Annotated in this window: 7 protein-coding genes; 6 read left to right on the top strand and 1 reads right to left on the bottom strand. The window is 60.1% G+C overall.

Going from position 1 to position 15,736, the window contains the following annotated elements:
* Nucleotides 1-30: 30 nt before the first annotated feature.
* Entirely contained in the window at nt 31-1,218 is a 1,188-nt protein-coding gene (locus I2H31_RS01235) for a DUF4861 domain-containing protein (protein WP_317192155.1), read from the bottom strand.
* 820 nt (nt 1,219-2,038) lie between these two features.
* Here I2H31_RS01235 and I2H31_RS01230 point away from each other — a divergent pair.
* The 6 genes from I2H31_RS01230 (at nt 2,039) to I2H31_RS01205 (ending at nt 15,596) form a co-directional block, all read left to right on the top strand.
* Nucleotides 2,039-6,760 (top strand): carbohydrate-binding protein, encoded by a 4,722-nt coding sequence (locus tag I2H31_RS01230; RefSeq protein WP_196291177.1) that lies wholly within the window; start codon nt 2,039-2,041, stop codon nt 6,758-6,760.
* A 137-nt stretch (nt 6,761-6,897) separates the two neighbouring features.
* Nucleotides 6,898-7,719 carry a hypothetical protein gene (locus I2H31_RS24975; RefSeq protein ID WP_230687381.1) on the top strand — a complete coding sequence of 274 codons (822 nt, stop codon included), beginning with the start codon at nt 6,898-6,900 and terminating at the stop codon, nt 7,717-7,719.
* Between the two features lie 51 nt (nt 7,720-7,770).
* A complete protein-coding gene (locus I2H31_RS01220; protein WP_196291176.1) occupies nt 7,771-8,874 on the top strand; it encodes a glycoside hydrolase family 88/105 protein in 1,104 nt (367 codons plus the stop codon).
* A 21-nt stretch (nt 8,875-8,895) separates the two neighbouring features.
* Entirely contained in the window at nt 8,896-10,356 is a 1,461-nt protein-coding gene (locus I2H31_RS01215) for a glycosyl hydrolase family 28-related protein (RefSeq protein ID WP_196291175.1), read from the top strand.
* 537 nt (nt 10,357-10,893) lie between these two features.
* The gene (locus I2H31_RS01210; protein ID WP_196291174.1) at nt 10,894-14,136 is read left to right on the top strand and encodes a SusC/RagA family TonB-linked outer membrane protein; all 3,243 of its coding nucleotides are present in this window, start codon (nt 10,894-10,896) and stop codon (nt 14,134-14,136) included.
* Between the two features lie 20 nt (nt 14,137-14,156).
* A complete protein-coding gene (locus tag I2H31_RS01205) occupies nt 14,157-15,596 on the top strand; it encodes a RagB/SusD family nutrient uptake outer membrane protein (protein ID WP_196291173.1) in 1,440 nt (479 codons plus the stop codon).
* The last annotated feature ends 140 nt before the right edge of the window (nt 15,597-15,736 follow it).

Here is a 15,736-nt window from a genome sequence, read left to right as displayed (position 1 = left end):
TTTATTAATCAGAGGATGAAATGAGGTCATTTACGGAGTTTTCGCCCAGCTTATTTCTACCGGTGAAGCCAGGCGCTGGGCAAACTGGGCCAGGTAAGCATCCCATTCCTGGGTCGTGCGAAACTGCCCGCTCTTCGTCCAGCCAAAGCCGGCGTAGAACCCGAAGGGCCCGGTGGCTGGGCGCATGAACACCAGCAGGTTGCTCTGGTCGGGCTGCTCCACGCGGTAGTCGCGCACCTCCGTCACAGCGCGCGGGTCGAGCACCACGCCGGTCCCGATTTCGGCATCATCAACCGCCTCCCAGTACCGGAACCAGCCGGCTTTCCGGTCGGTCTGCACCGCGCCCTTCTTCTCGTGCAAGCTGATGCCGACCACGAAATTGGGCAGCGGCTGCGGGCTGCTACAGTAGTCTTCGTACCGGGTCAGGTTGCTGCCCAGGTCCAGCGAAATGCGCTTGCGCTCGGTGACGGTGCGGCCGTTGGCCTGCCAGGGCGCATAGGTAAGCTCGAACACGGTGCGGATGGGGCCGGTAGCCAGCGTTTTGTAGCTGACGAAGTTTTTGGAAACCCAGAGCCGGCCCTCGTCCCAGATGCCGGTGCCACCGCAGCCGCGGCTGTTGCCTACGTGGTAGGGGTCGTAGCCCTCGCCGCGGTCGTGGTGGTAATAGCTCGGGTGGGTTTGGTAGCCGGCATACCACTTGTCGATGACCGGGGAGGACACCCGCTTCAGCCAGCAGTCCATGCCGCTGGTGAGGGTGCCGTCTTTGCGGCCGGCCTCGGTGAGCTGCTGCGCCACGGGGCCGTAGGTGCGGAAAGCCACCCGCTCATTCTCCCAGGCGTAGTCGTCAATGCGCTCCGGTACAAAGCGCGAGAAGGTTGTGTAAGGGCTTTGGGGACGTGCGGCAGCGCCATTGGGCGCGCCCGATACGGTGAACTTCCGGGTTTCGTTAGCGCCTAGCGCGGTCTGGAATAGCAGCTCGTCGGGCTGGCCGTCGGCGTTGTTGTCGAGTGCCTGGCTCACCAGCACCGTGCCGGCCGCATCGCGCACCAGCAGGTTGCCGGCGCCGTAGGCTTTGATGAGGCCTGACAAACGGGCCGCTGGCAAGCTAACCGTTTCGGTGGGCCGGGCCACCGCCAGCCGGTTGCGCACGGTAAAAGCCAGCGCGGCTGGGGTCTTAAGCGCAGGCTTGACGCCGGTATCGGCCGCGGAGCGCAACACAAGCGGCAATAGCAGCGCAGGCACTATGGCCGCAGTGAAACGTGGGAGGTGGTACGCCATTACTAAAGAAGGGCTTGAAAGAGACGCGAGAAGCGGAGACGCCTCGGCTGCGCGCAGTCGTGCGTGTTCGTTGGTGTATTTGGGCGGGCTGACCTGGAAAATTCTTTGTTCCAGCACCTTGGGCGGGCCATCCAGCCTAAGCCGTGACGTGGACAACTACCAGCGAAATGGATGTCTAGCTACCTGAGTTTGCTTGCTTTCATCACCGCATTTGCGGGCCTGCAATGGGGAGCAGTTGCTATTGCGGCAGAAATATACACGCCGTTTTCAGCTATCGTCTTTTCGCCTTTTCGCCTTTTCCCGGCTTCGCGGCAGCGGCAGCGGCGATGGCCAGGGAAGCCGTGCTTTTTACTAAAACTATTATGACAAGAGCGTGCTAAAAATGAAATAGCAGCTGGCAATACGCTTGGCAAATCCCTAATAAATTTCTCATTAACAATGAATTAATAATATTTTACAAAATGAACCACGACGGTTCGAAATGAGAAAGCGGATGCGTGGGCGTCCGCTGACATTTGTAGAGCCTGCCAGCATTTAGCTGCTCCGAGGCTGGCCGTCGCTCCTGAATTGCTGGCATCAACCGCCAACGGCCCTCCCCGAACCCCGCAGCCCCAACGGCCCTCAGCCCGGCAAACAAGCCACTCCGCTGAGGCGGCTGACCGACACACCTCGGCTCCTTTTGGGCAGCCAGCCTCCTGCGCCGCCCGGCCGCTTAGCTACCGCTTCTCACTTCCGACTCACATTCCTAAAACTCCCACGCATGAAAAGACTACTATCCCTGCTTTTGCTGAGCTGGCTTGCTATTGGGGCCGGCCACGGCCAGGCCATCTCGCCCTACCTCGCGGGCCAAAACGCCTGGCTGCCCACCGCCCTGGGCACCACGAACTACGGCGGCCTGCTCGACCGGCTCTGGCCGGTGGTGAAGCAGTCGAAGGTGAAGATGATTCGCATCGGTGGCAACGGCGCGAATACCAACCTGATAACCAACGCCCAGTACATCGCCCTGATTGACTCCATCCGCCGCATCGGGGCCGAGCCCATGGTGCAGGTGTCGGAAGGCCGCGGCCGGTTCACGGCCACGCAGGCGGCGCAGGTGGTGCAGCACGTCAACGTGACGATGGGCCGCAACGTGAAGTACTGGATTATCGGCAACGAGCCCGACCTGACCGCGCAGCCCAACCCAACCCCGGTGGCGGGCGTGGAAGCCTACATCAAGTCATTCGCTTCGGCCATGAAGGCCGTGGACCCCAGCATTCTAATTGTGGGGCCCGAAAACGCCAGCTTCAACTCCTACTACCCCGCGCTGCTGGGCGGCGCCAACGACGTGACCGGCACCGACGCCAACGGCCGCTACTACATCGACATCGTTTCCTTCCACACCTACCCTTTCTCGGGCAACCAGACGCGGGCCCAGGTGGTGGCCGCTGGCCAGAACGTGGCCAACACCGTGACCAGCCTGCTGGGCATGATGGCCACGGCCAACACCCTGCACAACCGCACCGGCGCCAACGCCCTGCGCTGGGCCCTCACCGAATTCAACCTCGACTACGCCAACCCGACCGTGAACACGGTGGAAGGCCTGGGCGCCCACTCGTTCATCAACGGGCAGTTTTGGGCCGAGGTGTTTGGCGTGGGCATGAAGTACGAGGCCGTTTCGATGCAGCCCTGGTGCATTCACGAGAGCAGCGGCTCGCGCATTGTGAGCGACAAGGGCTACCTCGACGGCGGCACGGTGGCCACCATCAAGCCGCGCTCGGCCTTCTGGCACGAGATGCTGGTGTCGGAAAACATACACGGCACCAACCTCAACGCCACCGACAACCAGACGCTGGTGAAGGAGGTCTGCAGCCAGGACAACGGCACTACCGCCGTGATGATACTGAACGAAAGCGACGTGACGGACTACGATTTCACGGTGCAGCTGAACACGGCCACGGTGCCGGGTTCGAACGCGCTCAAAATCAACGTGCCGGCCGGCATCAATGCCGCTTACACCGACAGAATCACGGCGCAGTCGACGCTGGTGCTGTTGTTTGACGCGCAGGGCGCGCTGACCCGCAAGATTGTGTACTCGCTGCAACACGCCCAGGGCGCACTGCCCCCGACCTACCTGCGGCCCGGCGAAACGCTGACGCTGGCCGATTTTTCGGCCGATAAAACCGTCACCTGCCTGGCCCCCGATGCGGTGACGTACACGGGCGCGGTGGTGGGCAGCTACACCTCCCTCACCTGGACTTTCGGGGCGGGTGCCACGCCGGCCACGGCCAGCGGCCGCGGGCCCTTCGCCGTCACCTACACCACGGCCGGCGCCAAAAACGTGACCATGACGCTGGTAAACCCCGACACGACCATCGTGGTGAGCAAGCCGGCCTACGTGCAGGTAAACCCCTGCCAGCGCACGCCCTACAACGGCACGCCGGCCCTGATTCCGGGCGTGGTGAAGTCCATTGAATACGACTTCGGCGGCGAGGGCGTGGCCTACCACGACAACGAAGCGGAAAACCGCGGCGCCACCGCCGACCCTACCGCGCCCCGACCCAACGAGGGCGTGGACACCCAGAACGGCGACGGCGGCTACGGCAACATCGGCTACTCGGCCGCCGGCGAATGGCTGAAATATAGCGTCAACATCCAGACCAGCGGCTACTACAGCATCGCCTTTCGGGTGTCGACGCCGGCTACCTCGACGGGGTCGCTGCGGCTGAGCGTGAACGACGTGGACAAAACTGGCGTGGTCGCCATTCCCGCCACGGGCAGCTACAACACCTACCAGAGCGTGGTGGTCAACAACGTGTATCTGGATGCTTCGCCGAACGCAACGCTGAAATTTGACCTGGTGACGAGCAGCTTCAACATCTCCAAAATCACGTTTACGGCCATGCCCCCGCCGCCCATAGTGGTGAACCGCGTGTACAACGGCTCGAACGACGCGGTGGGCACCAACGATGCCGTGGAGCTGCTCGTGGTACAGGACCACCTCGACATGCGCGGCATGATAGTGAAGGACTTCGACGCCAGCAGCACCACCGACGCGGGCGGCAAGTACCAGTTCAACAACACGCCGTTTTGGGCCGATATGCGCAGCGGCACCACCGTGGTGCTGCGCCAGCTGGCCGGCCCCGCCGGCTACGTGCCCGACTACGACGCCTCGGACTTTACCGTGGACCTGCTGCTCGGCAACAGCACCTACCTCACCAGCACCTCCACCAACTTCAACGTCACGCAGTACGAAATGGTGATGATTAAGGAGGCCGGTTCGGGCACGGCGGGCGTGGCCGGGGCCATCCACACGTTTGTGACGCGCCTGGGGCTGCGCGGCTCGGCGGCCGCGGGCACTTCGCCGCTCTACCTCTCGGTGCCGGGCTTCAAGATGACTTCACCCGATGCCGAAGCCGGTGGCGCGCCCAGCTCGTTTCACTACCCCCTGAACCCGACCCAGACGATACTAGACTACAACGGCGACGGCAAGGCCGCCATTTCCCAAAACCAAGCTCAAAACTGGGGCTACGGCTTCGGCACGCCCAATCTCACCTACATTCAGTCGCTGCGCCGGGCCGTGACGGGCCCCGACCTGGTGGTAACCAACGGCCAGCGCATGCCCGCCGGCGGCAGCTACAACAGCATCACCGTGCAAAGCGGCGGCACCCTGCTGCCGCAGCTCAACACCACCACAACCAGCACGGTGCGGGTGCTCACAGGCGGGATGCTCGCCAGCAACTGCGCCGTGCTGGGCGGCGCGGGCAGCTTCGAGCTGCAGGCCGGCGCCGAGCTGCAAATCTGCGACCCGGCGGGCATTGCAGCCAGCGGCAGCACCGGCGCCATTCAGCTGGCGGGCACGCGCAGCTTCTCACTGGATGGCATTTACACCTACAACGGCACGGCCGCCCAAATCACGGGCACGGGCCTGCCCAGCCAGGTGCGCACCCTCACGGTGAACAACGCGGCCGGCCTCACCCTGACCCAGGGCGTGAGCGTAGCCCAAGTGGCCCGTTTGCAAAGCGGCAGCCTGGACACGGGCGGCCAGCCGTTCACGCTGCTTTCCACGGCTGCGGGCACGGCGCTGGTTGATAATAGCGGCGGTGTTATCACCGGTAACGGCACCATGCAGCGGGCCGTCACCAGCGCCGTGACGGGGCCAGCTTACCGCCATCTGAGTTCGCCGGTAGCCGCGGCCACATTTGGCACTCTGGCTACTACAGGCTTCACGCCGACGTTCAATTCGGCCTACAACACCAGCGCGACGCCCGGCTCGTTGTCGTCATTCCCCACCGTTTTTGGCTATGATGAAAGCCGAATTGCCACGGCTGCTTCCAACTACGCGGCTTTCGATAAAGGTTGGTTTTCGCCCGCCGATGCCACCGAAACCATGCAGCCCACGCGCGGCTACACGGTGAATGCGCCCGCCACGGCCGCGCCAATTGCCTTCACCGGCACCTTTAACAACGCCGCCCAGAATTCGGGCCCGCTCAACCGCGGCACCGACGCCGACGCCGGCTGGCAGCTGCTGGGCAACCCCTACCCCAGCCCCCTGGATTGGAACACCGTGACCGCCGCCCAGCGCCCGGGCATGGACGCGGCCATGTACGTGTACCAGAGCACCGGCCAGTACGTCGGCACCTACCGCACCTACGCCAACGGCGTGGGCGCCTCCCCACTGATTGTGGCCGGCTCGGGCTACTTCGCCCGCGTTTCGGCCCCCGGCACGCCCGGCGCTGTCAATCTGACCAATGCCAACCGCGTCACCACCTTCGACCCGCAGCCCGTCTTCGGCCGCAGCACCACCACGGGCCGCCCGCTGCTGCGCCTCACGCTGAATGGCAGCGGTTTGCAGGATGATGCCTACGTATACTTCCAGCAAGGCGCCAGCGCGGGCGTTGACGCCGAGTTTGACGCCACCAAGCTGCCCAACCCCACCGGCCTGGACTTGGCCACGCTGGCCGGCACCACGCCACTGGCCATCAACGCTCTGGCGCCCCTCAGCTCCGCTGACGTGATAGTACCGCTCAATGTGCGCATACCACAAACCGGCGCGTTTGGCTTCACGGTGGCCGAATTGAGCAATTTTGACACAGCAGTGTATCTGCGCGATGCGCTGACCGGAACGCAGCTACTGCTGGCGACGGGCAGCCGCTATTCCTTCACGCTGGGCGCGCTGGCGGGCGGTAACGGGCGCTTCAGCCTTGTGTTCCGTTCGACAACTGTCACGGCCACCCGCGCCGAGCTGACTGCCGAAGTGGTGAGTTTGTATCCCAATCCGGCCCGTGCCCATTTCACGCTGCTACTGCCGCCGTTGGCGGGCCAGCACGCGGTGCGCGCCACCTTGCTCAATGCGCTGGGCCAAGCGGTGCAGGCCCGCACCATCGGCCTGAACGCTGCCGGTGCAACCGCCGAATTTCACACCTCGGGCCTCGCCCCGGGCGTGTACACCCTGCGCTTGCAGGCCGATAATCAGGTGCTGACCAAGCGCGTGGTTATCGAATAGCTGCTCGAAAAGCATGGCCCGGTCGGCAACTGCTGGCCGGGCCATGCCATCCTCGTATCCACGATTTTGAATAGTCTGACTCAATGAGTCAGGCTATTACGCATTTAATAAAAGCAGCACATACACGTAGGCAACGCATGAAAAACCTGTTAAGAGTGCTAAAAGAAGGCAATGGTGCTTTAAACACCCATGGCAACAGAATTGCTGCAACAACCATTACAGCCTTAGTGGCTGCGTGCTGTACCATGTCGTGCAAGGTCAGTGATGCACAAACGGCCTCAACACAAGTGGTTGTGCCAGAATGGGCATTGCCCGGTTCACCAACTCATAAGCAGGTTCCTCCGCCAGCAGATTTTCACCGAGCCACCAAAACGTCAAATAAGCGTATTGGCATTTTTGATGGCCAGAGCGACGTGGGGGCATCCCTCGTGCCTGGAAACTCAAATTTTTCTCCGCTGACTAAGGAATACACCATCAATTCAGCTGGTTACAACATCTGGTACACCCGGGATGAATTTCGTTTTCTTTGGAAAAAGATGTCGGGCGATATATCCTTGGCTGCCGATGTCAAGTTTCCGAACGAAGCGGGCTTTTTCGACAGAAAGGCGGTCGTAATTATCCGGCAAAGCCTGGATGACGACTCCGAAGAAGCCATGGTAGCCCGCCACGGCGCGGGCCTGATGCACTTGGCCTGGAGGCCAGAAAAAAACACAAAAGTTCTGCAAATGAAGGTGCCGGAGAAAAGCGCCATGCGCATCGGGATAGAGAAGCGGGGCGAAAACTATGCGATGTTTATTAGCTTAAATGGAGAACCCATGCACCAGTTAGGCGACCCCGTTAAACTCCCGTTCAAAGAGCCTTTTTACGTGGGCATCGGCTTTTGCTCACATATTCCGGATAAAGTAGACACTGCCATACTTTCGAATGTGGTGTTGGAAAACGCTGCGGGAAAGATTTGATAATCAACATATTTTAAAAAACGCCCTTGTTCACACTAGCTAATCTTACTCATGATGAGGCTTCTTCTAATCTGCTCCTTGTTCGCCGCCAGCCTATTCACGCAAGCATGCACTGCCGCTAAAAACGCAGGCGGAGGCAAAGCTGCTTCCAACACAAAAAAGGCGATGCTTCGGGCCCTGGCGTGGCAGGAAGCACATCCAATCGTCGAAAAATCGACCAAAGACTGGACCAATGGGGCTTACTACACGGGAGTTGTTAAAGCCCACCAAGCCACCGGCGACGCTGCATTTTTGAAGGCGCTGCAAGAAATGGCGAAAAAGAATGAGTGGCAGACGTACATCCGCATCAATAGTGCGGATGACGTGGCCATCAGCTACGCGTACCTGTATCTGGCATCCCTCGGCGACAAAGACGCCAACCTGGCGCCGACCGAAGACTTCATAAAAAAGCATTTAGCTTACCAGCAGGAGCAAAAGCGCAACAAGCCCTTGTGGTGGTGGTGCGATGCGCTTTTCATGGCCCCTCCGGTTTTCACGGTGCTGGCCAAACGGAACCACGACCCCGTGCTGCTGGACGACATGTACCGGCACTACAAGGAAACCTACGACTTGCTCTACGACAAGGAAGAGCACCTTTTTGCCCGGGACGACCGGTTTTTGTGGACAGGCGCCAGCACCGATAAAAAAGAGAAAAACGGCAAAAAGATATTCTGGTCCCGCGGGAATGGCTGGGTGTTGGGCGGCCTGGCGCTAATCCTGCAAGACCTGCCGCAGGACTATGTTCACCGTCCTTTTTTCGAGCAGCTTTTTAGAGAGATGGCAACCAAAGTGAAGAGCCTGCAACAACCCGACGGCATGTGGACCACCAGCCTGCTCTCGCCCGAGTCTTACGACCACACCGAAACCAGCGGCAGCGGTTTCTTCACCTACGGCATTGCCTGGGGAATCAATAATGGCCTGCTGAATCCTGCTGACTTCAAGCCGGTGGTAGCGAAGGCTTGGCCTGCCTTATTGAAAATGCAAAAGCCAGATGGAATGGTCGGCTTCGTCCAAAACATCGGCTTCGACCCTCGTCCGGCGACTGCCGAAAGCTGGCAGAACTACGGCACGGGCGCATTTCTGCTGGCCGGCAGCGAAGTTCTGAAAATGAAGTAAGCTTCTAATTCACAAGAGTTCATGAAGCATAACCTTCGCCTGGCCGTTTTGCTATTCGCTGCTTATCCGGCTTTCTCGCAGGAGTGGAGAAGCATGACGGCTTCTCTTCAGCAAGCATTGAACGATGTGGGCCAGCGTGGCGGCGGGGTGGTCTATTTGCCCGCAGGAAAATACAAGATTGATGTTTCCGCGGCTAGGGCCAACCCGTTGAAAATAAGTTACAGCAACGTCGTATTACGAGGCGCAGGCGAAGGTAAAACGTTTATTTTTAACGACAATTCCAACGTTAGAAATGTCTCCATTATACAGGCCAGGCCAACCGCTGGCGGAAACTGGCTTAGCCCCGAAACCAAAGCCGTGAGCATAACGGAAGACTTGTTGCTGCCTACCCAAACTATCCCGGTTTCATCTGTTCAGGATTTCAAGGTTGGTGACTGGGTAGTTTTGCGAACCGATGTTACCAAAGAGTTTATCAAAGAGCATAATATGAACAATCTGTGGGAGACCTCGCTGGTTGGGACCATATTTTACCGCTACATCACTGCGATAGACCAAAAGGCAAATACTGTACAGATTGATGCGCCTACCAGGTATTTCCTTAAAAAGCGAGACAACGCCAGGGTTTACAAAGTGAAGCCCGTATTGAGCGAAGTTGGCATTGAGAACTTTTCAATCGCAAACCGACAATCAATACTGCCAGGTTTAGGAGGTTTGGACTTCAATGTCAAAGGCACCGCTGCTTACGAAGTGCACAGCTGTAATCTAATCATGCTAAACAGCGCCATCAACTGCTGGATTAGAAACATAGGCACTTATAAGCCGGAAGAAAATAAAGACGGTATTCACTTGGTTTCAAGTGGGATTTTGTTGCAGAACTCCCGATTTGTAACAGTAAGCGACTGTTCTTTTCAGAGAGCCCAGTATTTGGGGGAAGGCGGCAACGGCTACATGTACATTCTGGCCTCGAATGACTGCCTTATCAGGGACTGCTTTGCGGCCTACGCCCGCCACAACTACGATTTCAAATCCATGCGGAGCAATGGCAATGTAATTCTGCGATGCCGGGGAGAAAATTCAACGCTGGCCAGTGACTTTCACATGCACTTGAGCATGGCCAATCTATTCGACAACACCACCCTGAACAAGGACTTCCTGGAAGCCAAATTCAGACCCTGGGGCACGTTGCCGGAGATGCACGGCTACCCCACCACGCAAAGTGTGTACTGGAACACGGTGGGCGAAGCCCACCCAGCCAAGTCCCCTTATGTAATCGATTCGGAGCAGTTCGGCTGGGGGTACATCATTGGCACCAGCGGCCCGGCCAGCGACGTAAAGACCTCGCCAACAGCCGGCAAGATTAAGGAATACAACTACAATTCGGCGCCCGAAGACTTCAAGGAAGGCCTCGGCAAAGGCGAGTCGTTGCGACCGAAATCCCTTTACCTGGACCAATTGGAAAGAAGGTTGAAGTCGCGCAAATGAGCCGGCAGGCTGGAAGCTGGCGAGGCAGTAGGCCCACGCTACTTTGAGCACCTGAAAGCCCCCGAAGCAACGCTGCTTCGGGGGCTTTTTGCGTGGTGGGCTCCTGCTCATAGCAGTGCTTCTCGTTTTGGCGTCGCCCTGGATTTTTACTCCTTCTGCGTTGCGCTTGGCCAGCGAATAAGCCCTTCCAACGACAGTTACGCCCACTAAAAATATTATGACAGATGCGTACTAAAAATGAAAATCGACCCATCACATCAGCAAACATTCATTATTTATGCCATTGCTTTTCAATAATTTAACAAATAATACTCACATGAACAACATCTGTCGAAAATGAGAAAGGGAGTAGCTATTTCAACCTAGACCTTTGACAAGCTAACTCCATATCAGGAATGCTCGGGGAAATGGTAAAGCCGGCTTCTGCAAGAGCTGCTCTTGCTGCCCGAAGCATTCCCGAAAGGCCTGATTTTGTGGCCGAGTTAGCGCCGGTTTCAGTCGTCTTTTTTTGCAATCCCACCCATTTTCATTTCTCATATGAGTCATTTTTTACCGTCTGCTCGCTTGCGCGGGGCGGCTGCTTCGCTGCTGCTGATGCCCGTGGCGGGCGCGGCACTGGCCGCCAGCCCGGCCTCCGCCGCCAGCCCCATTTCGGCCGCCATGCTGGCCGACATCACCGTGAAAGGCCGCGTGGTGGATGACAAAGGTGGTGCCCTGCCCGGCGTGACCGTGGTGGTGAAGGGCACCACCATCGGCGCCTCCACGGGCAGCGACGGCACCTTTGCCCTCACCATCCCCAGCACCGTGACGGACCCGGTGCTCAGCATCAGCTACATCGGGTTTGCCCCGCAGGATGTGGCGGTGGGCGGCCGCACCGACATCAGCGTGACGCTGCGCGAGGATGCGCAGAAGCTCAACGAGGTGGTGGTAATTGCCTACGGCGAGCAGTCGCAGAAAACGCTGACTTCGGCCGTGACGCAGATAGACGGCGACGCCATTGGCCGGCAAACGGTGGCCACGCCGGGCGAGGCGCTGGCGGCGCTGGCCCCGGGCGTGGCCGTGCAGTCGGACCAGGGCGGGGCGCCGGGCGCGCCGCCCACCATTGTCATCCGGGGCGGCACGTCGCTGGGCACTTCCACCGACCCGCTGTACGTGGTAGACGGCTACCCGCTGCAAGACGCGGCGCAGTTCAACCTCATCAACCCCAACGACATCGACGCCATTTCGGTGCTGAAAGACGCCGCTTCGACGGCCATCTACGGCTCGCGGGCGGCCAATGGCGTGGTGATTGTGACCACCAAGCGCGGCAAATCGGGCCAGACGCGGTTTACGCTGTCGAGCTACACGGGCATTCAGCGCATTTCTAAAAAGCTGGACGTGCTGAAGCGCGACGAGTACATCGACTGGCAGAAAGACCGGGTGCGGCAGCAGAACTTCAACCCCACCACGGGCTTGTTCGGCACGGGGGCGAAACCCGTGCCGCCCGTGTTCCTGAGCGACCCCGGCAGCCTGCCCGATACCGACTGGCAGGACGAAATTTACCGCGATGCCGTGATTCGCAACGTGCAGCTGTCGGCCTCCGGCGGCACGGAAAAGGCCCGATTCAACATCTCTGGGGCGTATTTCAAGCAAGACGGTGTGCTGTTGGGCTCGTCTTACGACCGGTTCAACCTGCGCTTCAATCTGGACGCCAACCTCAGTTCGAAGCTGAAAATTGGGGTGTCGGTGGCGCCGTCGCTGGGCATTCAGGACCGGCAGGCGGCCAACGGGGCCTACAACCAGTCGGGCGGCTCGGCCAACAACGGCACGCGGGCCGTGCCCAACGCCACGTCGCTGGCCCTGCTGCAGTCGCCGGCGCTGCCCGTCTTTATTGCCAACGGCGACTACGGCACGCCCTTGAACCAACTCATTGGCGCCAACAATGCCCAATTCTACACGGCCAACGTCTTCAACCCCCGCCAAACGGTGGACCTGAACCAGAACACCTACACCAGCTACCGGGTGTTTGCCAACACCTTCCTGGAATGGTCGCCGCTGCCGGGGCTGCGGCTGAAAACGGCCGGCGGCGGCACCCTCACCACCGACAACCAGTCGGCCTACATTCCGGCCACCATGGCCTCGGAATCGGCCCAGGGCGCTAATATTTCCACCCCGGTGATAAGCTCGGTGTACGCCCGCGAAAGCTCGAACCAGGCGGTTGATTTCCTGTGGGAAAACACGGCCACCTACGACAAGCAGGTGGGCGACCACCATTTTGGGCTGTTGGGGCTGTTTTCGCTGCAAAAGTTTCAGACCCGCAACACGGCCACCACGGCCCGGCCGGGCACCATTACCACCAACCTGCTCGAAAACCCGCTCGGCTCGCCCGACCGCATTGGCGAGCTGACCTACGACCAAAACGCCTTTCTGAGCTATGGCGGACGACTGACTTACGATTTCAAGAAGAAATACCTGCTGTCGGCGGCGCTGCGCACCGATGCCTCGTCACGCTTCGGGCCCAACAACCGCTACGCCGTGTTCCCTTCGGCTTCGCTGGGCTGGCGCGTGAGCGAGGAAGGGTTCTGGCAGGGCCTCAAGCCGGTGATGAACGAGCTGAAATTCCGGGCCAGCATCGGGCAGACGGGCAATGCTAACATCGGCTCCTTCAACTACCTGAACAGCGAGGTCAACAGCAACTACAGCTTTGGCGGCGCGCGGGCCTACGGCTACAACCAGCGCGGCTTGGGCAACCCGAACCTGACCTGGGAGAAAAATCAGCAGACCGATTTGGGCATCGATGTCGGCTTCTTTGGCGACAAAGTGACCCTCACGCTGGACTACTACAACCGCGAAACCACCGGCATGCTGCTGAACCAGACCCTGCCCGGCGCGTTTGGCTTTGCCACCTCCTACCGCACCAACATCGGCGGGCTGCGCAACCGCGGCCTGGAGCTGGCCCTCGGCACCACCACCAACCTGGGGCCGGTGAAGTGGACCATCAACGGCAATATTTCGGGCAACCGCACCAAGGTGCTCGACCTGGGCGGCGTGACTTCGCTGCCGCCCGAGCAGTCGATTTTTGGCTGGAACAACTCCTACCAGCTGATTGTGGGCGAGCCGCTGGGCAACATGTACGGCTTTGAGGTGCTGAGCGTGTACAAGAGCCAGGCGGACCTCGACGCCTACCCCTACGCCGCCACCAAAGGACTGGGCAACTGGATTATCAAGGACCAGAACGGCGATGGCATCATCAACGAAAGCGACCGGGTGAAAGTGGGCAAGGGCGTGCCCGACTTCCTCTACGGCCTGAACCAGACCTTCACCTACAAAGCGTTCGACCTCAGCCTCAGCCTGCAGGGCGTGCAGGGCCGCGACCTGATTATGGGCAACATCCGCCAGTTTTACACGCTGGCCGCCAACGGCACCAACATCACCCGTGACTTCTACAAAAACACCTGGAGCCCCGACGCGCCCGAGGTGGAAACGACCTGGCCCCGCATCTCGGCCGGCGGCTACAACCCCGGCACCCAGCTGACGGACCGGCAGGTGTACGACGCCTCGTTTCTGCGGGTGCGCAACGTGACCTTCGGCTACACCCTGCCGGGCAGCTTGGTGAAGCGCGTGAAGCTGCAGAGCCTGCGCCTGTACGTGACCGGCCAGAACCTGTTCACCTTCACCCGCTACCCCGGCTACGACCCCGAAACGAGCATTAACGGCGGCTCGCTCACCACGCCCGGCCTCGACCAAAGCAGCTACCCCGGCATCCGGGTGTTCACGGGTGGCCTCACGGTTGGTTTTTAATCTGTTCACTGTTAAATATCATGAAACCAACCACCTTCATCCTCCGTGCCTTGTTGCTGTCCGGCCTCACGGTGAGCAGCTACGGCTGCAAAGATTTTGTGAACCTCACGCCCCAGGACATCATTCCGGTGAACGGCTTTTATAAGACCGAAGCCGACCTGCAGGGCGCCCTCACCGGGGCCTACGGCTCGATGCGCAGCGTGTACAACGGCTACTTCCAGTTCACCGAGCTGCCCTCCGATAATACCCGCACCATCAACTCCAGCGAGGTGGGCTACGGGCAATTCGACAAGCTGACTTGGTTGGTGAACAACAACAACATTGCCAGCGCCTGGAACCAGCACTACACCGTCATTGCCGGCACCAACGTGACGCTGGGCCACGCCGACGACGTGAGCTACGCCAACCCGGTGACCAAAACCCAGCTGGTGGGCCAGGCCAAGTTCCTGCGCGCCCTGATGTACTTCAACCTGGTGCGCTTCTTCGGCGACGTGCCGCTGGTGCTCACCGAGCTGAAAGGCCAGGCCGAAGCGCTGGCCCTGGTGCGCACGCCCGCGGCCGACGTGTACGCCCAGATTGAACAAGACCTGACCGACGCCGAAGCCGCCCTGCCGGCCTCCTACCCCGCCGCCAACGTGGGCCGCGCCACCAGCGGCGCCGCCAAGGCCCTACTGGGCAAGGTGTATCTGCAGGAAAAAAAGTGGCCCGAAGCCGAAGCCAAGCTCGCCGAAGTGGTGGCGCTCACGCAGTACCAGCTGCTGCCCGACGTGAACAACGTGTTTGGCGTGGGCAAGGACAACAACGCCGAAATCATCTTCGCCTGCCAGTACTTCAGTTCCGGCAACGGCGAGGGCAACTCGTTCGCCTACAACTTCGCGCCAGCGGGGTTCAACGTGACCACCGTGGTGGCCGGCAGCACCAACCTCGGCACCAAGGACCTGAACGACGCCTTCGAGGCCGGCGACCTGCGCAAGCCGGCTTTCCTCATCGCCACCGGCACTGGCAACGCCACCGACTACTACGCCAAGAAATTCGTGTACAACGTGCTGTCTGCGAACGAGGGCGACAACGACTGGCCCATCCTGCGCCTGGCCGACGTGCTGCTCATGTACGCCGAAGCGCTGAACAACAACGGCAAAACGGCCCTGGCCATCCCGCAAATCAACCGCGTGCGCACCCGTGCCGGCCTGGCCGCCAAGCCCCTCACCCTCACCACCGCCGACACGCAGCTGGCCATTGAGCAGGAGCGCCGCGTGGAGCTGTGCTTCGAAGGCCACCGCTGGCACGACCTCATCCGCTGGGGCAAGGCCACCAGCACCATGCAGGCCTTCAAAACCAAATACGCCACCCTCGACGCGGCCAACGGCACCATGGCCCCAAGCGCCAATAAGGAGCTGTTTCCCATTCCGCAGGTCGAAGTGTTGCTGAACAGCAAGCTGACGCAGAACCCGGGGTATTAAGCGGGTAGGATTTGATTAAAAAGCCAAAGGGTCCGGTCGATTATTTCGAGCGGACCCTTTGGCTTTTTATGGGTTGGGGCTCGTGAAAACAGCCTAGTATTTACATAAATCGGGGTTGCGGTGCGGGCCCACATCACAAA

Origin of the sequence: Hymenobacter ruricola (assembly GCF_015694525.1) — a bacterium.
GTDB classification, from domain to species: Bacteria; Bacteroidota; Bacteroidia; order Cytophagales; family Hymenobacteraceae; genus Hymenobacter; species Hymenobacter ruricola.
Note: the sequence above shows the minus strand (reverse complement) of the source record. Positions and strands in the feature narration are given on the sequence as shown.

Bases quoted from the DNA above. Each gene is read 5' to 3' on its own strand.
- I2H31_RS01230 (WP_196291177.1), top strand. From the start codon at position 2,039: ATGAAAAGACTACTATCCCTGCTTTTGCTGAGCTGGCTTGCTATTGGG.
- I2H31_RS24975 (WP_230687381.1), top strand. From the start codon at position 6,898: ATGAAAAACCTGTTAAGAGTGCTAAAAGAAGGCAATGGTGCTTTAAAC.
- I2H31_RS01220 (WP_196291176.1), top strand. From the start codon at position 7,771: ATGATGAGGCTTCTTCTAATCTGCTCCTTGTTCGCCGCCAGCCTATTC.
- I2H31_RS01215 (WP_196291175.1), top strand. From the start codon at position 8,896: ATGAAGCATAACCTTCGCCTGGCCGTTTTGCTATTCGCTGCTTATCCG.
- I2H31_RS01210 (WP_196291174.1), top strand. From the start codon at position 10,894: ATGAGTCATTTTTTACCGTCTGCTCGCTTGCGCGGGGCGGCTGCTTCG.
- I2H31_RS01205 (WP_196291173.1), top strand. From the start codon at position 14,157: ATGAAACCAACCACCTTCATCCTCCGTGCCTTGTTGCTGTCCGGCCTC.